The following is a 20,870-nucleotide window of genomic DNA, read 5'->3' as shown; positions in this document are numbered from 1 at the left end:
TATGAATCTGTTAAGTGTAGTTAGAGTAATTTCTGTACTTATTATTGTTCTTTCAGTATTTATGATTATTCCTGCCTGCACTGCTGTTTATTATGGCGAGTACAATGTAGCGATAGCATTTTTAAAGACGATTGTTTTTTTTGCTGCTGTTGGTGGGATTTTATACAAATTTATATCTAACCGTGTAAAACCTAATTTAGGGATAAAAGATGGATTTCTTCTTGTAACTCTAAGCTGGATTGCAATCTCATTTATAGGTGCTATACCATTTTATTTAAGTGGTGAAATAAAGACATTTACGGATGCTTTCTTTGAAACAGCGTCGGGATTTACTACAACAGGGGCAACAATACTTGAAGATATAGAGGGGATGGCAAAGTCCGCACTTCTTTGGCGTGCTTTGACACATTGGCTTGGCGGGATGGGTATTGTTGTATTGACAGTCGCTATTTTACCAATTTTAGGAATAGGTGGATTACAGCTTGTAAAGGCAGAAGCACCGGGACCTACCGTTGATAAACTCTCCCCAAGAATAGCCGAGACTGCAAAAATATTGTGGAGCATATATGTTGGGCTGACTTTGCTTCAGACAGCTTTAATGATGTTTGGAGGTGTAAGTTTTTTTGATGCCATAACCCACGCATTTGCAACGATGGCAACGGGCGGATTTTCTACCAAAAATGCGAGTGTTACAGGACTTAATTCCCCATTTGTGGAGGTAGTGGTTACAATTTTTATGTTTCTTGCGGGAGTAAACTTTGCACTGCATTTCAGGTTTATTACAGGGAGATTTAAATTTTTGTTAAAAGACAGTGAGTTAAGAGCTTATGTGGCTATTTTCGTAGTATCCTCATTACTGATAGCGGCAAATTTATATGACAACTACTATCCAACTTTAAAAGAAAGTCTCAGGCATGCCTTTTTTCAAACAGCCACAATTTTGACCACAACAGGTTTTGCTTCGGCTGATTATGAAAAATGGCCATATTTTTCTCAGGTGATACTCTTTGCCTTAATGTTTGTAGGCGGGTGTACCGGCTCCACAGGTGGAGGGATTAAGGTTTTAAGAATCGTTACCCTTTTAAAACAGGGGCTCAATGAAATGAAGTATCTTTTACATCCAAGAGGTGTGTTTATTTTAAAAATTTCGGGGAACGCCATAAAAAAAGATATTGTTTATGCCATTTCAGGTTTTTTCTTTTTATATATATTTACAATTCTTGTTGTTACTTTAATCGTTTCCTTTACAGGCGAAGACATACTGACATCCTTTACAGCCGCACTTGCTACCGTAGGTAATATTGGACCCGGGTTTGGTAAAGTGGGGCCTACCGAAAATTACGCGTTTTTTACCAACTTTATCAAATGGGTTTTAAGTTTTGCCATGATAGCAGGAAGACTTGAAATTTATACATTTTTGGTGATATTCTTCCCTTACTTTTGGAAAAAATAATGACTTGTCGTATATCTATTCGAGGTATTGTGCAAGGGGTAGGTTTTCGCCCTTTTGTTTACAATCTCGCGCTACAGCATAATCTCAAAGGCTTTGTTTCCAACAATACAAATGGAGTTGAAATAGTTTTAGAGTCTTCCGTTGAAGCCGGAGAGAGCTTTTTAAATGAAATATTGGATAATCTTCCACCTTTAGCATACATATTTGATTATAATGTTGAAGAGATTATCAGTGATGAAAAATTTGATAAGTTTTTTATAAAAGAATCAGTTGTTTGTGAAGGGGTGACGTTTGTTTCCCCTGACACTGCAATTTGTGATGACTGCAGGCGAGAACTTTTTGAAAAGAATCATCATAAGTACTTGTATCCTTTTATAAATTGCACAAATTGCGGTCCAAGATACTCAATTATTGAAAATATTCCCTATGACAGATTAAACACTTCTATGAAAAATTTTAATATGTGTGATGTTTGTAAGGATGAGTATGAAAGTGTAACAAATAGAAGATTTCATGCCCAGCCGAACGGTTGCCGCTTATGTGGTCCAAAAGTGTATTTTCAAAATTTTGAAGGGGATAAGGTGATTAGTTTGGCGGCAGACTATTTAAACAGTGGGAAGATAATCGGCGTTAAAGGCATTGGTGGATATCACATTGTATGTGATGCTTTTAATTTTGATGCGGTAAACAGGTTAAGAGAGTTTAAAAATAGGCAATTTAAACCTTTTGCTCTTATGGTACAAGATAAAAATACTCTTTTAAAATATGGAATTAACCTAACAAGAGAGGAGGAGAAACTATTTGATAGCAGAATAGCACCTATAGTTATTAAGTATATAGAGAATGATAATTTTTATCACATCAATCCATTGGGCAAAAATATCGGAATTATGAAAGCATATACTCCTCTTCACTTACTTTTGTTTGAAAGGTTTAATGGGGATTTTCTGATTGCCACAAGTGGTAATAAAAAGGATGAGCCTATTGCAATAGATAGTGAAAGTGCGGAGAATATGTTAAAAGATGTGTGTGACTTATTTATTCATAATAATAGGGATATTGTAAACAGAGTAGATGATTCCCTTATAACATTTGTTAAAGATAAACCTTATATTTTAAGAAGAAGCAGAGGGTATGCACCGCTGCCGGTAGTTATGGACAATAAAAGGAAAATACAGGTAGCGGGGCTTGGTGCAAACCTTAAAAGTTCGATATGTTTCTTGAAAAGTGATTTTGCATTTATAAGTCAATATATTGGAGATTTGGAAAATTATGAAACTCAGAATTTTTACATAGAAGTTTATAACAGGATGAAAAACCTGTTTGAAGTGAAACCAGAAATAGTAATTACTGACCTTCATCCAAATTTTTTTACAACAAAATTTGCAGGCACTCTTGGTGTTGATACTTACAGTGTTCAACACCATGTTGCCCATATGTTTGCCAATATGGCTGAAAATAACTTAAAAGATAATGTTATGGGGATAATTTTTGATGGAGTAGGGTTTGGCGATGATGGCAAAATTTGGGGGGGTGAAATATTTGTAAAAAAAGGCAACTTATCACGTGAAATTCATCTTGAATATACACCTCTTGCGGGAGGTGAGGCTGCCATTAAAAATCCTTACAGAATGTTTTTATCATATCTGGCATATTTTAATATGGACACAGGCTTTCTAAATGATAAGCAGTTGAAAGAGTACGGTTTAATTAAGAAAATGATTGAAAATAAAGTTAATGTAATAGAAACATCGAGTATGGGGAGGTTTTTTGAGGCAATAGGGGCATTTTTACTTGGCATTGAAAAGAATGAGTTTGAAGCTCATGCCGCTATTGCTCTTGAGGGGATATGCAGTAAAATCATTAATGAGTTTTATGAATTTGAAATTTATAGCAATAAAATAAAAATAAAAAATATAATTCAATCCGTAATAAATGATTATATCAATGAAGTTAAAATCCCAATAATTGCAACAAAATTTCATAATACAGTAGCGCATATTGTGCTAAAGTCAGCCACTTTGATAAGAAAAAAATATAACATAGATAAGGTTTGCCTTTCAGGCGGTGTTTTTCAAAATATTTTTCTTTTGAAAAAAACGATCACTCTTTTAGAAGAGCAAGAATTTCAAGTGTTTTTACACAAAAATGTGCCATCAAACGACGCCTGTATTTCTTTGGGGCAGGTGTATTATTATTTACTAAATTGTGAAATGGTGGGTTGATATTTACTAATTTACACTCTTATTCTAATTATTTGCTATAAATTAATGCTCAAATATGGCTCACTGTATGAGCGAAAAACGCTCTTATCTGGTTTAAAAATCATTATTGACGGGTTTCTTTGTTGGCATATTTTTTTCAATGTACTCACTAACTTTTAAAAGGAGGAATGTGTATGTTAAAAAAAGTTTTATCTTTAATGTTAGTTTTTGTTTTTGCGTTAACAGTTGGTATTAGTAAGGCAAGAGCTGAGCAGAGGCTTATAATTGCTACGGCTACTACGGGTGGGACATACTATCCGGTTGGTGTTGCTATTGGAACGCTTTTAAGTATTAAGCTTGCAAACACAGATAAGATTACGGCTACTGCTATTAACTCTGCCGGTTCCGGTGAAAACATCCAGATGTTAAACAACAAGGAAGCAGACCTTGCTATTTTACAAGCCCTTTTTGGTTTGAATGCTTATAATGGTACTGGCCCTTATGAAGGTAAACCTGTAAAGTCTTTCAGGTCAATTACTATGCTTTGGAAAAATGTTGAACATTTTCCAATTTTGGCAAAATATGTAAAGACAGGCACAATTATCGACTTGAAAGACTTTCCTAAAAAGTTTTCAATCGGTAAAAGAGGTAGCGGTACAGAAGGTTCAGGAAGAACAATACTTTCTGCTGTAGGTATTGACCCTGATTCTCTTGACCTTGAGTATCTGGGGTATAACCCATCAGTTCAGGCTATGATGGACAACCGTATAGGCGGGGCAAACATTCCTGCAGGTGTCCCTGTATCTTCAATTACTCAGCTTTATGCACAAATGGGTGCAGATAAAGTAAAAGTGCTAGATTTTACTGATGAGCAGCTTAAGCAAATTAGAGCTAAATATCCTATTTGGGTAAGATACACTATCCCTGCAGGCACATATCCCGGTCAAAAAACTGAAATTAAGACAATTGCTCAGCCTAACTTTTTGGCAGTAAGAGAAGATTTGCCTGAGGATGTCGTTTACAAGATTACCAAAACAATTTATGAAAATCTTCCATTTTTAAATAATATTCATAAAGCAACAACAGCAATGAATATCAAAGAAGCTTTAGACGGGCTTCCTGTGCCTCTTCATCCGGGCGCTGCAAAATATTACAAAGAGGTAGGGCTTGATATACCACAAGAGCTTTTGAAGTAATGCAAATTTGTGGAGGGGTAATCCCCTCCCTTTTAGATTTATTTAAAAGGAGAAGCCATGTTTTTTTTCAAAAAGAAAACACAAGATGATATTGTTGAAAATAGTGTTCAAACGGATGCAAGCGGTGAAGCGATAACTGTCCAAAGAGTATTTGATGGAAAGCAGCAAAAATTTATTTACATTTTTGGTATATGTATGTCCCTTTTTCATCTTTGGGTCAATACAGTTGGCATTATGCCTGAAATCCAGAGAAATGCAGTACATTTTGGCTTTGTCCTATTCTTAGGGTTTCTCATTTATCCTATAAGTAGAACTCTTGCTAATAAAACACTAAAACTTGACTACATTTTGGCAACACTTTCTTTTTTAATTGGACTTTATCTGGTATTTTTTGAAGATGCACTTCATGCAAGAAATGAAATACCGGTTACTATGGACTTGATTGCGGCGAGTATAGCGATAATTTTAATGTTGGAAATTACGAGAAGGACTTCAGGTTGGCTAATTCCAGTCCTTGCAATTATTTTTATTTCTTATTCACTTTTTTTAGGAAAAATGATCCCCGGGATGTGGAATTTCCCCGGTGTAACTATAGAGCGACTTTTATACAGGATGTATTTTGCTCCTGACGGGCTATTTGGTACGATTGCAACAATTTCTTCTACATTTGTTTTCTTATTTGTGCTTTTTGCTGCATTTCTTATAAAATCTGGAGCTGGAGAATTTATTATTAATCTGGCTGTTTCCCTTATGGGGCACACTACTGGAGGGCCTGCAAAAATGGCTGTATTTGCGAGCGGACTTATGGGTTCTGTTTCAGGAAGCGCCGTTGCAAATACTGTTGGGACAGGCTCGATAACTATACCTATGATGAAGAAGATAGGTTTTAGCCCTAAATTTGCAGGTGGTGTTGAGGCGGCTGCAAGTACAGGTGGGCAGTTGATGCCACCTATTATGGGTGCGGGTGCCTTTATTATGGCGCAGTGGACTCAGATATCTTACCTTACGATTGTGGCAGTTTCCTTTATCCCCGCTATTATGTATTTTTTGAGCGTTGCTTTTTTCATCCATTTAAGGGCTAAAAAGAGGGGGATAAAACCTATTCCAAAGGATGAATTGCCAAAGTTTAGAGAGGTGATGAAAAGTGGTTGGAACTTCTTTATACCTATTTTTGTTCTCATGTTTTTACTTGTCAAAGGTTACACACCAACCTATGCCGCATCAATGGGTATTTTAGCAGTTGTCGTCTCAAGTTGGTTTAATCCAAAGACAAGAATGGGATTTAAGGATATATTGGATGCTCTTTATATGGGTGCAAGGAATATGGTTACTACCGGTGTAATATTGCTTTGCTCAGGTATTATTGTTGGGATAGTTTTAATGGTTGGTATGGGTGTTAAATTTTCAATGATGATTACCTCAATCGCAGGTGACAACATATTTTTTACAATTTTACTAATTGCACTTGCCTCCTTGATACTTGGGATGGGATTACCTGTAACAGCGTCATACATCGTTTTGGCTGTGCTTGCTGCACCATCGCTTGTATCTCTTTTGATGAAAGATTATCTAATTGCCCATTTTGGTCTTACTCCGGAGATGGCTCTAGACCCAAATGTTGTGCAGCAGATGACAGCGCTTGTGCCGCCTGATGTGGCAATGGGGGCACTACTTGCATCACATCTTTTGATTTTCTGGTATTCTCAAGATGCAAATGTTACTCCACCTGTATGCTTGGCAGCTTATTCTGCTGCGGGGATTGCAGGGAGTAAACCACTTGAAACAGGGATTGAATCGTGGAAGCTGGCCAAAGGGCTGTATATTATTCCACTGATGTTTATTTATGAGCCTGCTATCTTATTTCAGGGACCTTTGATAACAACAATTGAAAATATTATTACCGGTACATTAGGTCTTTTTATCTTTGCAACATTTTTTGAAGGATATTTTGTCAGAGAAATAAATTGGGTTGAGAGAATAATACTTGGTATTGCTGCTTGGTTGCTATTTTGGCCTGAAACTTATACAAATATTGCAGGAATGGTTATTTCTATCCTTGTGTGGCTTTACCTGAAAAAGACCAAAGACAAATATACCCCTGCAGAAGTATAATTTAGATTAGTGATAACTCAAGAGCTTCTTTTTCGGTCAATGGCTCAACGGTAATAGTTTTAAAATTTGAGTAAATTACAAAGCCCTCCTTTGTTTTGGGGGGTTTTTTTACATATTTTTTAAGAGTGTAGTCGATATTTACTTTTTTATCATTTTTAGCTTTGCTAAAATATGCCGTAATCCTACCTGCAAAAAATAAAACATCTTCCGGGATTTCGGATACTGTATTATTTCTAATTATAATATGAGCTGAAGGTATTTTTTGTGCATGCATCCATATGTCAGTATTTGAAGCTATGTGAAAGACAAGCTCATGGTTAGACTTACTGTTTTTCCCGATAAGTATTTCATAACCTTTGTAGATTAGCTTCTTGATACGCTCAACTATTTCCTTTTTTCTGACCTCTTTCTTTTGGTTAAAATATGATTGATATATTAGTGCAAGCTCTTGTGAAGTAGCGTTTTCTATATTAAACTCCTCCTCTCTAAGGCTCAAAATATTTGACTCTATTTCTAATATTCTATTTTCAAGGGGAGTAATACTTCTTTTGAGCTTTTTGTATCTTTCAAATAACTTTTGAATTGCTTGGTCAATATTGCCTATTTTATCAGTATCTATAGTTATATCCGCGATACCGTCCTCAGTGTAATGATTGACTGTGATAACCCCTTTTCTATCTTTAATCAGATGATAGTTGGATTTTAATATTTCAGCTTCAAGTCTAAATTTATCATATTCAGACGCTTTTAATAATTCCCCTTTTAACTTTTTTAAAAGCACTTCCTCTTTTGTAATTTTCTTGGCGATTAGACTTAAAAGCTTGTTTTTCAGCGTATTTTCTTCATTTTTATATTCATTTTTTGGGGTTAATGAAGATATTTTAATCTCTTGTAATGTATCTTTTATCATAAAAGGATAAAATTTTCTTTTGTTATCAATGTAAAGATGTTCATTGCTTAGATAATCTTTTATTATTTTAATGGTATGTTCATACCCTTTTTTTTCAAATAATATATCTGCAAAGCGTGAAGTTGCAGGGTAAAAACCTTCGAGGTCATTAAATGTTTTTAATTTTTCAGGCTTAACGGTATCTAATGTAAATATTTTATTTCTTTTAAAATATTGGTAAGTAGCACCTATAGATATATCTCTATCTTTATCCACATTGTTTTCTGATAATTTGAATATTATCTTTCTGTTTTCATTCAGGATAAAAAAGTTAGAGTTCCCCCCAATAAACTCTGCTATAAGGTAAAAGTACTCAATTTTGCCACTTTGTTTTCTGCTTGCAATTTTCAATTCTAATATTCTGTCATAACCTCTTTGACTTACTTCAAGAATTGCCTGTTTCTTGTTAAAAAAACTTAGCTTTGATAATTTTGAAACATCGGGATTAAAAAGGAGAATATTATTTTTCACATCAAACAGAATAGTTTCTTTTTTATCTTTGTAAATATCAAGGAGTATACCCCCATCAGTCTGATAAACGGCATTTAATTCACAAGGGATATAGTGCTTGTTGATGTAGTTTTTAATTTTAAAAAGAGATAGTCCATCCATCAGCTATTTAAGAATCGTTCAAAAGATTTTTTATCGTTTGCTTTAAGATATGCCTCTTCAGGGCTGATTATTTTCTGCATTAAAAAGTCCATAATTGACTGGTCCATAAGCTGCATCCCATCCCCTTTGCCTGTTTGAATCATGGAAGGTATCTGGAATGTTTTCCCTTCTCTTATCAGGTTAGCAATAGCACTGTTTACAAATAGTATTTCAAGTGCTGCAACTCGTCCAGGTTTATCGCATCTTTTAAGTAATTGTTGTGAAATTACACCTTTTAAAGATTCGGAGAGCATTGTCCTTATTTGTGCTTGCTGACCTGCAGGAAAAGCATCTATTATCCTGTCAACTGTTTTGGCTGCTGAATTTGTATGAAGTGTGCCAAATACCAAATGCCCTGTTTCTGCAGCTGTAATGGCAAGTTCAATTGTTTCAAGGTCACGCATCTCACCTACCAAAATCACATCTGGGTCTTCCCTTAATGCAGCTCTTAATGCGGTGCTGAAAGATTCTGTATGAGTAGAGACTTCTCTATGATTTACAAGACATCCCTTATTTACATGGACAAATTCCACCGGGTCTTCAATTGTCAATATATGGTCTTTTCTTGTGGAGTTAATATAATCTATCATTGCTGCAAGTGTTGTGGATTTTCCGCTTCCTGTTGGACCTGTTACCAAAACAAGCCCTCTGGACAATTTTGTAAAACGCAATATACTTTCAGGAAGTCCTAAGTCTTGAGCTGATAATATTTTTGAAGGGATTATTCTAAAAACAGCTCCAAGCCCCCTTTTTTGATAAAAATAGTTTGCTCTGAATCTTGCTACCCCCGGCATTTCATAGGCAAAATCAAGGTCTTTTTTTTCGAGAAATCTCTTTTTTTGCTCTTCGGTAATGATTTCAAAAAGGAGCACTTTAAGTATATCGTTTGTCAATTCCTGATATTTTATCTCTTCTAATTCACCATGCTTTCTCACTTTAGGTTTACATCCGGCACTCAAATGAAGGTCACTTGCATCATTTTCAATCATATATTTGAAGAAAGCATCTATTTTAGCCATGTTTCACCTCAAAGCTGTAGCCCAAGTGATTGCAGTTTTCACATTTTGCCCCTTTGCATGATTCACACAAAACAGGCAGCATTACCCCTTCCGGCAGACTACCACTAACATTATCAATTAAATTAATAATATTTTCACCTTGCATAAACTGTTTAAAAGGAATGAAATTATAGCCTACCTTAGGTAGCTCGGATTTAAAAATATTTAATTTCCCCCAGTAATTCAGGTCAGTAAAAAGTGGCATTTTGTCAGGAAATATTCCAAATTTGTTTATAAATACTATATTTGAAAGCTCTAAAATCGGGTAGATAAAAAGTATAAAACTATTTGTATTAGTGAATAATTCATAAAAGTACCCATATTCAAATTTTTGGAAATATTTCAATATTTCCTCAGGGGCAATCTGACCTATATTTAAATCGTATATTTTTTGAAATGCAAAAGAGCCTGAGATGTTAATCTTTAAAGTTTTATCAAAGATGAAATCTATACGATAAAATCCGGATTTTTTTAAATTTTTTATGAGACTGTCAAGACTTTCAACAAGCTGTCCTAAATAAAAGTATTTAATATGCTGCAACTTTTCCAAAATATCCTTTGAAGAGCAAGCCGAAACATTTACATCTTTTCCGGTAATTTCTTTAAATTTGTTAATGGCCTCGAAATTGAAAGGGTCGTTTGTGGCGACAGAAATTTCATTGTTTGTTTCATAAAGTGGGATAATTCTGTTGTTAATAAGAAAGTCTTTAGGGAATTTTTTTATTAAATCATCATCAAGAGTAATATCTCTCAAAAATATAAACGGGATATTGAGCTGTTTGCTTATAAGGTACTGTATGTCATCTTCTGCTACCTTTCCAAGCTCTACTAATATTTCACCAATTCTTTTTTTTTCACCTTTACTTTGCAATCTTAAAGCCTCATCTAAATCATCCTGAGTTATAAGTTTGTATTCTAGAAGCAGATCTCCCAGATTTTTTCTATTCATTGTCATCTCCAAAAGGCTCCTCATTGCCAAATTGTTCATCATACTCACTTAATATTTCGTCACATAATTCATAATTTTTGTTGGCGGCTATAAGGTTAACCTGTTGCATAAGCTCTGTAAGAGTTTTTTTATTTACCTTATAACTGTTTAGAATAATATTTCTCATATTTTCTTCTTCCCCGATACAGATGGATATATTATATTCTATCACAGCGGCGAGAAGTTTTGGGTTTAAATATTCAAATTTTTCATTATTTAGAAATATGAGAAATTCCGCTGCTTTTTCTATTTCAAACCTGAAATAACCTCTTAAAGACATCCCTTCTACAATCATTCTGAGAGCTGAAGTGTAAGTCTGCGGCAGAAAATTGATTCGCCCGATATTTTTAAAGAAGATTTCTTTTCGATAGTCTTTGTAATTTTTTTCAATTTCATTGATTTCATAAAGGGTATCTTCGGCGATATAGCTATCCGGAAAATTTCCAAGTGCTACAAATATTATTTTTCTTGCATTTTCAAAATGGCCTTTGGAAACGTAAGCCATTGCCAAATCTGCAAAACTTTGAGGTTCGAGTTTCTTTTCTTTTACAAGCTTTTTGTAAAGAGCATCAGCTTTTTTATTATTTCCTGAAAGTACATAGCTCCACATGAGCTGAATAAGTATATTTGTGTTGCCGGGGTTTAGTTTTAAATTGGTATTAATTAATTTTGCGGCCATTGTTGTATTTTGCTCAAACATATAAACATTGGCAAGATTGTAATTTGCTTCATAACAGCCCGGATGAAGTTTGAGGGCAGTATTAAAATATCTTTTTGCGGCACTGAATTGCCCAGTAAGGTATCTTATTTTCCCGAGAAGCGAGTAAAAGGAAGCCCTTGACTTGTTATCATAATTAGTGTTTGACAAGAGCCTTTTGAGCATCTTTTCTGCAGTATCAAATTCATATTCACCAATCAGATACTCAATTTTTTCAAAAAGTCTTTTTGAGAAAAAACCGGATTTATTTTTAATTTTCTGCATGAGTTTGTTTTATAGGAAAATGAAATTTTGTCAAATTTTAGTTTTGAGTGTTTTATATTTTCCCTCTTTTTAAAGAAATACAATTAAAAAATAAGAATATTTTGAATAAAGAAATGTTGACATAGTATATTACAGGCAATAGATTTGTTATGTTAAGGATTATTTAATAACAAGAGTTTGTAACCAAATCTATGGAGATTATTAAATGGAATTGAAATAGAAGATAAAAAAAGAGATAGATTCTATGTCTGAAGAAAATTTGTATAAAATTGAAGAATATCTTAAGGTAATTAAAAAAAAGTAAAGCTAAAATAGCGGTTATTAAGACTGTAAATTTGAAGGGAGAATTTGATAATAAGGACATACGAAGAATTGCATATGAGTAACCGAATTTCAAATGTTAAAGATTTTTATAAAATAAAAGAGATAGAAACTATACAAATATGATCTATTCCATAATATAGAGTTTTTAACAGTTTTTTTAAATTTGAGCAGAAAGGTAGAATATTGTGTATATCGGTTTGACGGGAAATATTGCTTCCGGCAAGAGTACGGTAGCTAAAATGTTTGCAGAGCTCGGTTGTTACACTATTGATGCAGATGAAGTCAGCAGAAAAGTTATGAGCAAGGGTGAGTCGGCATATAATGGTGTAGTTGAATATTTTGGCGACAACATCCTTGATAATAATGGAAACATTGACAGGGTAAAATTGAAAGGGATTGTTTTTAATGAGCCTGAAAAAAAAGAAGCATTAGAAAAGATTGTTCACCCTGCAATTTTAGAATATGAAAAAAAGCTTGTTTCAAATATTAAAGGGAAGGACGATAAGGCGATAATTTTGACTCAAGCTGCATTGATTATAGAGAAAAATACTTACGATAGATTTGATGCTGTGATGGTAGTATATGTTGATGAAGAAACACAGTTACAAAGGCTGTTAAAGAGGGATGGGATTGATAAAGATTTGGCAATGAAGATAATTAAATCCCAAATGCCGATTGAGGAGAAAATAAAATATGCCGACTTTATTGTTGATAACAGTAGAGATTTGGAGTTTACTAAATCGGAAGTGGATAGAGTGTTTGAAGCCATAAAAATTTATAAATATTGCCAAAGGCAGCTAAAAAAGAAATAAAGGAAGAAGTAACAAAAAATGCCCCCTTTCGGGGGCTGTTATTCTAAATCTTTTCACATGTCCCTTAATTATTCACAACATACCTTGCAAGGTACCTTAAATATTTTTCTCCATAAATTCGGATATTTTTGAAGCGAAGTTCGATGGGTCTACCGGTTTTTCCCCATTTAAAATTAGTGCCAGGTCATAAATCAACTGGCTGTATTCTTTGATTTTAGAGCTCTTTGGGTCAACTTCATATAGCGATTTTACTTTTTGCATTACAGGGTGAGAAAGGTTAATTTCAAGGATTCTTTTAGAGTTAGGAGCAGCTTGCCCTAATGACTCGAGCAGCCTTTTCATTGTTTCATCCATTTCATTTTCATCCCCCACAAGGCAGCATAGGGAATTTTTGAGCCTGACACCCGCTTTTACGTCAGAGATGTAGTCTTTCAAATCGTCCTTAATCCTTTCTAATAAATCTTTGTATTCTTTCTCTTTTTCTTCCTTCTCTTTTTTGATATTCTCATCAACTTCAAGATCACCCTTTAATATGGATTTAACTTTTTTCTTTTTGTATTCCATTAGGGCGCCCATAATTATTCCATCTATTTCATCTGTCATAAATATTACATCTATCCCCTTGTCTTTGAAATATTCAAGATGAGGGGATTGTTTTATTTCTTCAAGAGAATCGCCTGTAATATAGTAAATCTCATTTTGGTTTTCAGCCATATTTTCAATATATGTGTCAAAATCAATTTTTTTGTCTTCATTTTGTAATGAATTAAATATCATTAGTTTAGCAATCTCTTCCTTTCTTTCAAAATCATAATGAATCCCTTCTTTTAGGACATTTCCAAACTCTTTGTAAAATTTTTCATATTTTTCAAAATCATTCTTTTTAATATCTTCCAACTTGCCCAATATCTTTTTGGTTATATTATTTCTTATCTGAGTTACAATCCTATTATTTTGCAGCATTTCTCTTGATACATTTAGTGGCAGGTCATTAGATTCCACGACCCCTTTTACAAACCTTAAATATGTCGGGATTAAATCTTCACATGCATCCATAATCTGCACTTTTTTCACATAAAGACTTGGTCCCATTTTGTATTCTTTATAGTAAATATCAAAAGGCCTTTTGGACGGGATATACAACAGTGCGGTAAACTCAAGCGTCCCTTCAGCTTTGAAATGAATATAGTCTAAGGGGTCATTGAAGTCGTGGGATATATGCTTATAAAATTCTTTATACTCATCCTCTTTGATATCCGATTTATCTTTCATCCAGATTGCTTTCATAGAGTTAAGAGTTTCCTCTTCAACCTTTTTATCTTTTTCAACTTCCATTACAATAGGATATTCAATGTAATCTGAATATTTTTTGACGATTTCTCGTATTTTCCATTCGTCAAGATATTCATGAGCATCATCTTTGAGATGAAGAATAATATCGGTTCCGGAGTCTCCCTTTTCAGCAGGCTCAATTTCATAATTTCCATCAGCTTTTGAAGACCATTTTACTGCCGTATCTTCTCCTGCCTTTTTGGAAATTACATCAATTTTGTCTGCAACCATAAATGCGGAGTAAAATCCCACGCCAAATTGACCGACTAAGTTTATATCCCCTGTCTCTTTAACTTTCTTTATCATTTCCATAAATTCTTTTGTGCCTGATTTGGCTATTGTGCCAAGATTGTTAATCACATCATCTTTACTCATCCCGATACCGTTATCTGAAATTGTGAGTGTTTTTTTCTCTTTATTCGGGGTTATTTTAATTTTAAAGTTATTTGAGTTTAGCTTAATTTGATTGGTTAAACTTAAATATCTTGCTTTATCAATAGCATCAGATGCGTTTGAGATAAGCTCTCTTAAAAAAATATCCCTGTTTGAGTATAAAGAGTTGATTACAAGGTTTAGCAGCTCTTTTACTTCAGCCTTAAATTCGAATTTTTCAGTTGCCATTGCTCCTCCTTAATAATTTATTTGTATATGTTTGTCGGCGTAGTGAAATTTAATAATTTTTTCTAAAAATTCAATATCTGTTTTATCAAGTTTTCTAAGTTTTTTAAACTCAACTTTTATATTATCTCCGACTCTAACCCTTATGCCGGGATAAGTATCCCTCAATTTGTCCTCAATTTTTTCTATTTTTACAATATCTTCGGTTTGTATGTGTTTATTTAATATCCTTGTAGCTATGCAAGACTCGTCATGGAAATAGATGTTTTTGAATACTTTGTTTACAATCTGAAACGAATCTGCTTTTGTAAGTCTTAGCTCTTTTAGAGGGGATAACACATTGTATTCACTGATAGCTTTCACCCCCGGCCTGTAGTCATTTAAATCATCCAGATTTGTGCCATCAAAGATTACATCAAATTTTTCAGACTCTTTAATTATATTGATATGAGCTAATATACTTTTTTTGCAGTAATAGCATTTTTCTTCGCCATTTTTTATAAAGTTGTCATCGTAGTCAATATAAAACGGTTTCCAGTTTATGCAAATGGTATCAGCTATCAGTCTTGCATTTTCAATTTCATAGCGGAAAACATGAGAATTTACACAGGTAACCGCTAAAATATTTTCTAACGGTAAATGTTCACTGACAAGTTTTAAAACGGCAGCACTATCAGCTCCACCGCTTAATGCTACAATAGCACTTTTAAATCTGTTAAAAAAAGTCTTCAATAAATCCCCCGCCAACAAGTATGTCATCCTCATAAACAGCTGCTATTTGCCCAGGGGCAGGGAAAGATTGAGGTCTGTCAAAAAGAAGAAATGCCCTGTTTTCCGGGTGTATTTCTACAAGACAACTTTCTTCTCTCATTCTGTATCTAAGCTTTGCTTTTGCTTTAAATATTTTTTTGTCTGTATGAAAAACCGTATCTCTAATTTTTACCCCTTTTATATCGCTGTCCGTTTTTCTGCAGAGGATAATGTTATTTGTTATAGGGTCGATACTCTTAACATATAAAGGTTCATGATATGAAAGCCCTAAACCTTTTCGCTGTCCTACTGTGTAAAGCTCTATGCCATTGTGTTTTCCGAGAGATTTTCCGTCAAGAATGAAGTCACCTGTTTTGAACTTGTTCTCATTAATCTTATTTTTAAGATAATCCCTGTAATCTCCCCCTTCTAAGAAACAAACGTCCTGACTGTCTTTTTTATCGTGGACGCTTAGCCCGTATTGCTCGGCGAGTTTTCTTACTGTAAATTTATCCATCTCTCCGAGAGGAAATTCGATTACTTCCAACTGATAATTTTCTAAAAGTGTCAGGTAATAAGATTGGTCCTTTTTCTTATCTAAACCTTTTGCTACAAATGGTTTTTCGTTAATATATATTTTTCTGGCATAGTGCCCCGTTACAATTTTCTCGCAATTGTATTTAAGCATTTCACTATGCAGATAATTAAATTTACCAAATCTGTTGCAATAAGCACAAGGGTTTGGTGTCTTGCCGCGCCTGTAGGTGCTGATAAAATAGTTTATAATGTCCCTTTTAAATTCATTGGAGTAGTCGGCCAAGTGCCATTGTATTCCAATCTCTTTAGCCATTTTCTCAGCATCAGAAAGATATTGCTCTTGCCCGTCAAAAAGCTTTAGTGTTATACCTATTACTTCGTACCCCTTTTCTTTCATTAGATATGCTGACAGTGAGCTGTCAACACCACCACTCATGGCAACTACAACTCTTTTACTCATAATAACTCCTGTAACTCTTTATTGTATCTATATCTTGTATTACTTAATTATACCCATAAACAGGAAACATGTGATTTAATTATTGGTATTTAAATTTTTTTGTTTAAAATAGAAAGTGTTGCCAATAGCAGATTATCCGCAATAAAATCAGGTTTTTTCGGCCAGTTGTGGTAATCATTTTCAATTTCACCTGCACCGTAGCCGGTTTTTACCATGATTGTCTTGCACCCTGCATTTATCCCCATCTGAATATCTGTATATTTATCACCGATCATATACATGCTATCTCTGTCAATAGGTAGAGTTTTAATTGCATCTTCGATCATTTTAATTTTTGGTTTTCTACAATCGCAGTCAATAGCATATTCCGGCATTTTAGAGCCCTTGTAGTGTGGGCAGTAAAATATTCCATCAACATCTGTACCATTTTTTTGTAAAATCTTTCTCATTTTATTATGAATTTTCTCCAAAAAGTTTTCTGTAAATATACCTCTTGCTATACCTGCCTGATTTGTAATTATCACAACCAAATATCCGTTATCTTTTAACAGTTTGATTGCTTGCGGGGCAAAAGGGTAAACCTCAAAGTTATCCAAGCTGTTAATATAGCCCGCATCTCTGTTAATTGTTCCGTCTCTGTCAATAAAGACTGTAGGTTTTTTCATCACTCTCATCTTTTTTTACCCGTTTAAATCTTTTGTGAATAAGATACCACTGTTCCGGATATTTTTTTATTATGTCTTCATAAACCATATTAATTTTTCTGGCTACGTCAAGTATTCTTTCCTTTGGTTTTAATGTGTTATCAGGTAGAATAGGGTCGTAGCTGACAAATTTTAATTTTCCGTTTTTTTCTCTTACGCAAAATAGAGGGATAATTGGGATATTTTTTTTGACAGAAAGGATTGGAATTCCGGCAATAAATGAAGTTTTATGCCCAAAAAAGTCTACGTAAATTGCATCTTTCCCCAACGCACTGTGGTCAAGGAGTGTGCCGATTACCGTATCTTGATTTGCAATCTTTGCTATTTCAAATGCAATATTTCTATGGCTAAGATAAATGATATTTTCATCTGCCCTGAATTTTCTAATTAAATCATCTACATTTTTATTTTTTATCCTTCTTCCCACAATGCATGTTTGTTTTCCGTACTTGAGGGAGAAAATTTTTGCTACCAGTTCCCAGGAGCCTAAATGGGCACCTGCTACAAAGTAAGAGCCGTAATTTTTGTTAAAATCTGATAATTTTTGCTCCGTTTCTGCGCTAAATTCTACATTCTTTTCAAGAAAGTTTTTATCTATCTTTTTTGTATGAAAAATTTCAAGAAAGGCTGAAAAAGAGTTTTTAAAACTTTCTTTGGCGACTTTTTTTGGGTTGAAAGCACCTATTATTTCGGCATTCTTTACAGCAATCCTTCTCCTACCTGGTAGTAGATAGTATGCTACAATACCTAAAAAACGGCCTGTCTTTATGAGAGAGTTATAACTCAAAGATTCAAATATATTAGATAGTATTAGAATCAGTATTTTCATTTTTCAAAAAATTTACAATTTCGTTTATTGGTTTTTCGGCAATTGCCTTAGCCTCTGCAATAAAGCCTTCAAAGTCGGCATTTTCAAATTTTTCTGTATTCAGGTATTGTATCATGTTAGCTTCACTTTCTACAGTAAAGACAAGATTGTATTTTTGAGCAAGCTCGAAAATTTCTGTAAAATTTTGCATATGCTTACCTACGGCAACTACTTTTTTAAATATTAAGGCTTCATAAATATTATGCCCGCCTACATTTGTGATAGAGCCGCCTACAAAGACTTTTTCAGCACAGCTGTATAGATTTTTTAATATTCCAAAACTGTCTACAATGATAACTTTTGTTTGCCTACCTTCTGACAAAAGTGATGTTTCAAAGGATTCTGAAAATATTGTAAAAACTTCCTCTACCCTATTTAAGTGCCTTGGAGCTAATACAAGGTGGTCAAATTTATCGCTAACCTTTTCAAAAATATCTTTTATAAAAGTCTCTTCCCCCTGATGTGTGCTTGCAGCAAGAAATATTTTACCATTTAAATCAAAGTTACTTTTAGGTGATTCAATATTTACTACTTTTATGTTACCAATATCGGATATTTTATCTTTATTATCAAGAATATCGGCAAGTCTTTCGGCATCTGTTTTACTTTTTGCAAAAATATGTTCGAAACTGTTTAATAGTTTTTTAAAAATAGGTTTAAATAGCTTATACTTAGGGTAACTTCTTTCCGAAAGTCTGCCGTTGACGAGGATAAGTTTTGCGTTTTTTTGAGCAGCAAATATCAGATTTGGCCAAAGCTCTGTATCGATAATCAAAAAATATTTTGTATTTAGATATGATGTAAGATACTTGATGGCAAAATAATTTTCTAATGGAAGTAAAAATATAAAATCTGCATTGAGGTTTTTTGTTGCGACATCTTTACCTGTGGCTGTTACAGTTGATAATGCTATATCATAGTCGGGCATTTCCTTTTTGATTTTTTCAATTAATGATTTGACGCTTAAGACTTCTCCGACGCTTGCACAATGAATCCAAATGGTTTTTTCAGGTTTTTTGTTAAAAAGGATAAATCCAAATCTTTCAAAATACCATTTTTCCTCTTTCCTTTTCAGAGCCACAAGATATCCGATTGGCAAGATTAACGGCAAAAGCGCAATAAGTAGGATATTATAAAAAATCAGGAGAATTTTCACGAGTCAACTCTAACATACTTTTTTGTAATTCTTCAAGGGAAGAATCAATACTTTCTTTGGAAGTATCTTTATCTACGATAATAGGTTTGCCATAAAATACTTCTATTTTAGAAAATGGGTAAGGGACTATGAATTTGTCCCAACTGTTAAACTTGAATACTTTTTTGGCGTGGCACACAACAGGTATTATGACCTGGTCTGTTATTTTGGCAAGAAAAACAGCTCCGGGTTTTGCAACAAGCCTTGGTCCTTTTGGTCCGTCAATTGTAATTGCAGCATTTAGATTGTTTTTTACCATTATACGTTTGCAGCCTATTATAGCTTTTGTTCCATTTCTTGAGGATGAGCCTCTTGAAGTATCAAATCCGAATTTATTCAAGAGTTTTGCTGCAATTTCTCCATCTTTACTTTCTGAAACTATAGTAATTATGTTTTTTTGTTTGTAAAGATATACAAAGGGGAAAAGTTGCCCATGCCAAATAGCATAGACGATTCTTTTCCCTTTTAATGAGAGTAAATTTTCAGTGCCGTACTCCTTATATCTGAAGGTAGAGGAGTAGGCCTTTATTATAAAATATGCCAGGGAAAATAAAAATTTTTCCATTTATTACTTATAAAACTGCCTTAACCGTGTTTGCAATAACTAGTACCTCTTCATCTTCAAGATAAGGATTTATAGGGAATGATATAACTTTTTCAGCCAAATATTCGGCTACCGGCAAATCACCCTTTTTATAATTTAGGTTACCAAATGCCTTTTGTAAATGAAGTGGAACGGGGTAATAAACAGCTGAGGCAATCTCAGAGCTGCTTAAAGATTTCATTATTTCATCCCTTTTTTCTGCTACTACTGTAAACTGATGATACACATTTGTAGCGTTATCAGTTTCCTTTTGATATTTTACAATATCGCCCATATATTTTTGATATAGCTTTGCTACATTTCTTCTTTCCTGATTAAAACGGTCGATATGTTTGAGCTTGACACTCAATATTGCTGCTTGAATATCATCAAGCCTTGAATTGAAACCGATAACTTCATGGTAATACCTTGTATATGAGCCATGATTTCTAAGTGCTATAAGGGTCTTGTAAATTTCGTCATTATTTGTGGTTACGAGCCCACCATCACCGTAACAGCCTAAATTTTTGCTTGGAAAAAAGCTGAAACATCCTGCATCGCCGATATTACCTGTCTGTTTCCCTTTATATGTGGCTCCAAAAGATTGAGCACAATCTTCTACTACTTTTAGATTGTATTTTTTAGCAAGTGCAAGAATTTCATCCATATTTGCAGGGTTTCCGAAAAGATGCACGGGCAAAATTGCCTTTGTTTTGTCATTTATTTTGCTTTCTATCTGTCTTACATCAATATTGAATGTATCTTCCTCCACATCTACAAAGACAGGCTTAGCGCCGCAATACACTATAGCTTCTGCAGTAGCAATAAATGTAAAAGGGGTCGTAATAACCTCATCCCCTTCCTTTATGCCAATCGCTTTTAACGCAAGATGTAAAGCATCTGTCCCGCTTGCTACACCAACTGCATATTTGCACCCCAAATATTTAGCGGCCTCTTCTTCAAATTTTTTTACATTTGGGCCCAAAATAAACATTGTGCTGTTGATGGAGCTGTCAACTGCCTTCTTTATTTCATCTCCAATATCGTTTAATTCTCTTTTTATATCGAGCATTGGTATCATATATGCCTCCCGG

General features: G+C 34.0%; 17 protein-coding genes. 5 read left to right on the top strand and 12 right to left on the bottom strand.

Annotation, left to right across the window (positions count from 1 at the left end):
- Position 1: 1 nt before the first annotated feature.
- The 4 genes from LF845_RS09650 to LF845_RS09635 all read left to right on the top strand — a co-directional run bounded on the left by LF845_RS09650 (position 2) and on the right by LF845_RS09635 (position 6,965).
- Complete coding sequence (locus LF845_RS09650; protein WP_242820807.1) at positions 2-1,453, top strand: TrkH family potassium uptake protein; 1,452 nt, start codon at positions 2-4, stop codon at positions 1,451-1,453.
- Positions 1,453-3,678: a carbamoyltransferase HypF gene (gene hypF, locus LF845_RS09645; RefSeq protein ID WP_242820806.1), complete on the top strand. Its 2,226-nt coding sequence runs from the start codon at positions 1,453-1,455 to the stop codon at positions 3,676-3,678. Before LF845_RS09650 ends, hypF begins: the two co-directional genes overlap by 1 nt.
- A 173-nt stretch (positions 3,679-3,851) precedes the next feature.
- Positions 3,852-4,853 (top strand): TAXI family TRAP transporter solute-binding subunit, encoded by a 1,002-nt coding sequence (locus LF845_RS09640; protein ID WP_242820805.1) that lies wholly within the window; start codon positions 3,852-3,854, stop codon positions 4,851-4,853.
- A 57-nt stretch (positions 4,854-4,910) separates the two neighbouring features.
- Positions 4,911-6,965 carry a TRAP transporter permease gene (locus tag LF845_RS09635; protein WP_242820804.1) on the top strand — a complete coding sequence of 685 codons (2,055 nt, stop codon included), beginning with the start codon at positions 4,911-4,913 and terminating at the stop codon, positions 6,963-6,965.
- A gap of 1 nt (position 6,966) precedes the next feature.
- Here the strand turns inward: LF845_RS09635 and LF845_RS09630 are convergent, their stop codons facing one another.
- From LF845_RS09630 to LF845_RS09615, 4 genes are read right to left on the bottom strand one after another with little or no spacing between them, the layout of a single operon-like run.
- A complete protein-coding gene (locus LF845_RS09630) occupies positions 6,967-8,526 on the bottom strand; it encodes an NFACT RNA binding domain-containing protein (RefSeq protein ID WP_242820803.1) in 1,560 nt (519 codons plus the stop codon).
- A complete protein-coding gene (locus LF845_RS09625; protein WP_242820802.1) occupies positions 8,526-9,584 on the bottom strand; it encodes a type IV pilus twitching motility protein PilT in 1,059 nt (352 codons plus the stop codon). The genes LF845_RS09630 and LF845_RS09625 overlap by 1 nt, the downstream gene beginning before the upstream one ends.
- On the bottom strand, positions 9,577-10,572 hold the full coding sequence (locus LF845_RS09620; RefSeq protein WP_242820801.1) for a GspE/PulE/PilB domain-containing protein: 996 nt from the start codon (positions 10,570-10,572) through the stop codon (positions 9,577-9,579). The genes LF845_RS09625 and LF845_RS09620 overlap by 8 nt, the downstream gene beginning before the upstream one ends.
- The gene (locus LF845_RS09615) at positions 10,565-11,593 is read right to left on the bottom strand and encodes a tetratricopeptide repeat protein (protein WP_242820800.1); all 1,029 of its coding nucleotides are present in this window, start codon (positions 11,591-11,593) and stop codon (positions 10,565-10,567) included. Before LF845_RS09615 ends, LF845_RS09620 begins: the two co-directional genes overlap by 8 nt.
- A 509-nt stretch (positions 11,594-12,102) precedes the next feature.
- On the opposite strand from LF845_RS09615, the gene coaE reads away from it, so the two are divergent.
- Complete coding sequence (coaE, locus tag LF845_RS09610) at positions 12,103-12,729, top strand: dephospho-CoA kinase (protein ID WP_242820799.1); 627 nt, start codon at positions 12,103-12,105, stop codon at positions 12,727-12,729.
- 96 nt (positions 12,730-12,825) lie between these two features.
- On the opposite strand, the gene htpG is transcribed toward coaE, so the two are convergent.
- The 8 genes from htpG to LF845_RS09570 all read right to left on the bottom strand — a co-directional run bounded on the left by htpG (position 12,826) and on the right by LF845_RS09570 (position 20,857).
- Positions 12,826-14,682: a molecular chaperone HtpG gene (htpG, locus tag LF845_RS09605; RefSeq protein ID WP_242820798.1), complete on the bottom strand. Its 1,857-nt coding sequence runs from the start codon at positions 14,680-14,682 to the stop codon at positions 12,826-12,828.
- 9 nt (positions 14,683-14,691) lie between these two features.
- Positions 14,692-15,411 (bottom strand): ATP-dependent sacrificial sulfur transferase LarE, encoded by a 720-nt coding sequence (larE, locus tag LF845_RS09600; RefSeq protein ID WP_242820797.1) that lies wholly within the window; start codon positions 15,409-15,411, stop codon positions 14,692-14,694.
- Positions 15,395-16,426, bottom strand: coding sequence for a tRNA 2-thiouridine(34) synthase MnmA (gene mnmA, locus LF845_RS09595; protein ID WP_242820796.1), 1,032 nt, complete (start codon positions 16,424-16,426; stop codon positions 15,395-15,397). Before mnmA ends, larE begins: the two co-directional genes overlap by 17 nt.
- An 89-nt stretch (positions 16,427-16,515) precedes the next feature.
- Complete coding sequence (gene gmhB, locus LF845_RS09590) at positions 16,516-17,091, bottom strand: D-glycero-beta-D-manno-heptose 1,7-bisphosphate 7-phosphatase (protein WP_242820795.1); 576 nt, start codon at positions 17,089-17,091, stop codon at positions 16,516-16,518.
- Positions 17,066-17,959: a lysophospholipid acyltransferase family protein gene (locus LF845_RS09585; RefSeq protein WP_242820794.1), complete on the bottom strand. Its 894-nt coding sequence runs from the start codon at positions 17,957-17,959 to the stop codon at positions 17,066-17,068. The genes gmhB and LF845_RS09585 overlap by 26 nt, the downstream gene beginning before the upstream one ends.
- On the bottom strand, positions 17,931-19,109 hold the full coding sequence (locus LF845_RS09580; protein WP_242820793.1) for a 3-deoxy-D-manno-octulosonic acid transferase: 1,179 nt from the start codon (positions 19,107-19,109) through the stop codon (positions 17,931-17,933). Before LF845_RS09580 ends, LF845_RS09585 begins: the two co-directional genes overlap by 29 nt.
- A gap of 19 nt (positions 19,110-19,128) precedes the next feature.
- Positions 19,129-19,758, bottom strand: coding sequence for a lysophospholipid acyltransferase family protein (locus tag LF845_RS09575; RefSeq protein ID WP_242820792.1), 630 nt, complete (start codon positions 19,756-19,758; stop codon positions 19,129-19,131).
- A 7-nt stretch (positions 19,759-19,765) separates the two neighbouring features.
- Entirely contained in the window at positions 19,766-20,857 is a 1,092-nt protein-coding gene (locus tag LF845_RS09570; protein ID WP_242820791.1) for a DegT/DnrJ/EryC1/StrS family aminotransferase, read from the bottom strand.
- Positions 20,858-20,870: the final 13 nt, after the last annotated feature.

This window comes from Deferrivibrio essentukiensis (assembly GCF_020480685.1).
Classification (GTDB): Bacteria; Chrysiogenota; Deferribacteres; order Deferribacterales; family Deferrivibrionaceae; genus Deferrivibrio; species Deferrivibrio essentukiensis.
This window is presented reverse-complemented; position numbering and strand designations above follow the sequence as displayed.

Bases quoted from the DNA above. Each gene is read 5' to 3' on its own strand.
- LF845_RS09650 (WP_242820807.1), top strand. From the start codon at position 2: ATGAATCTGTTAAGTGTAGTTAGAGTAATTTCTGTACTTATTATTGTT.
- hypF (WP_242820806.1), top strand. From the start codon at position 1,453: ATGACTTGTCGTATATCTATTCGAGGTATTGTGCAAGGGGTAGGTTTT.
- LF845_RS09640 (WP_242820805.1), top strand. From the start codon at position 3,852: ATGTTAAAAAAAGTTTTATCTTTAATGTTAGTTTTTGTTTTTGCGTTA.
- LF845_RS09635 (WP_242820804.1), top strand. From the start codon at position 4,911: ATGTTTTTTTTCAAAAAGAAAACACAAGATGATATTGTTGAAAATAGT.
- LF845_RS09630 (WP_242820803.1), bottom strand. From the start codon at position 8,526: ATGGATGGACTATCTCTTTTTAAAATTAAAAACTACATCAACAAGCAC.
- LF845_RS09625 (WP_242820802.1), bottom strand. From the start codon at position 9,584: ATGGCTAAAATAGATGCTTTCTTCAAATATATGATTGAAAATGATGCA.
- LF845_RS09620 (WP_242820801.1), bottom strand. From the start codon at position 10,572: ATGAATAGAAAAAATCTGGGAGATCTGCTTCTAGAATACAAACTTATA.
- LF845_RS09615 (WP_242820800.1), bottom strand. From the start codon at position 11,593: ATGCAGAAAATTAAAAATAAATCCGGTTTTTTCTCAAAAAGACTTTTT.
- htpG (WP_242820798.1), bottom strand. From the start codon at position 14,682: ATGGCAACTGAAAAATTCGAATTTAAGGCTGAAGTAAAAGAGCTGCTA.
- mnmA (WP_242820796.1), bottom strand. From the start codon at position 16,426: ATGAGTAAAAGAGTTGTAGTTGCCATGAGTGGTGGTGTTGACAGCTCA.
- gmhB (WP_242820795.1), bottom strand. From the start codon at position 17,091: ATGAAAAAACCTACAGTCTTTATTGACAGAGACGGAACAATTAACAGA.
- LF845_RS09585 (WP_242820794.1), bottom strand. From the start codon at position 17,959: ATGAAAATACTGATTCTAATACTATCTAATATATTTGAATCTTTGAGT.
- LF845_RS09575 (WP_242820792.1), bottom strand. From the start codon at position 19,758: ATGGAAAAATTTTTATTTTCCCTGGCATATTTTATAATAAAGGCCTAC.
- LF845_RS09570 (WP_242820791.1), bottom strand. From the start codon at position 20,857: ATGATACCAATGCTCGATATAAAAAGAGAATTAAACGATATTGGAGAT.